We start from the raw sequence: 823 nt of genomic DNA on the forward strand, positions 1-823 counted from the left end.
TATCATGGTGGTGGCCTGGATTTGTGGCGTGAAGTTTACCAACCCTACAATGTCATACCTTTCCCGCTGGGGAATACCGGTATTCAAATGGGCGGCTGGTTTAATAAAGAAATAAATTCGATGGCCGATTTGCAGGGGCTGAAAATGCGAATCCCCGGCCTGGGCGGCAAAGTATTTGCCAAGGCTGGTGGTAATCCTATCCTGCTGGCAGGCAGTGAAGTTTATACCGCACTGGAACGCAATACTATTGATGCCACCGAATGGATTGCTCCGTATCATGATCAACGTCTGGGCCTGCATCGTGCTGCGAAAAATTATTACTATCCCGGCTGGCAGGAACCTGGCGCCGTGCTGGAACTCAGCATAAATAAACGTGCCTGGAATTTATTGCCACCTGATTTGCAAGCTATTATTGAAAACGCAGCTAAAGCAGAAAATCTGCTCATGGCATCGGAAATGGAACAGAAAAATGTGGTAGCGCTGGCAGAATTACGTCAGCGTGATGATATCAACATTGTCCCTTTCCCTGCAGAAGTACTTAATACCCTTAAACAAATTACTGAGCAGACGTTGGCTGACGAAGCGGCCCAGAACCCCAAGTTCAAACGCGTCCATGAAGCTTATAAAGACTTCCGTGAACAGGACGAAGATTGGGCGACCATTTCTGAAAAAGCCTATCTGGATATCCCGTAATCATGGTACTTATTATTTTCACTCGTGAAGGACTGGAAGCGTTTCAAGCCGAAATCATTGATGATATTTCAGCTATCTGGCATAACCCGCAACTGCTGACAGAGGCTGAATGCGAGCTGTTTCAAAACCG

General features: G+C 46.9%; 1 protein-coding gene. It reads left to right on the plus strand.

The genetic code is table 11. From position 1 onward, the window contains the following. The coding region (locus B3O33_RS01195; RefSeq protein WP_292362768.1) for a TRAP transporter substrate-binding protein at window positions 1-693 on the plus strand (693 nt) is incomplete at its 5' end. Window positions 694-823 lie beyond the last annotated feature (130 nt).

The sequence above is a fragment of the Methylophaga sp. UBA1464 genome (assembly GCF_002325665.1).
In the GTDB taxonomy this organism is placed as follows: domain Bacteria; phylum Pseudomonadota; class Gammaproteobacteria; order Nitrosococcales; family Methylophagaceae; genus Methylophaga.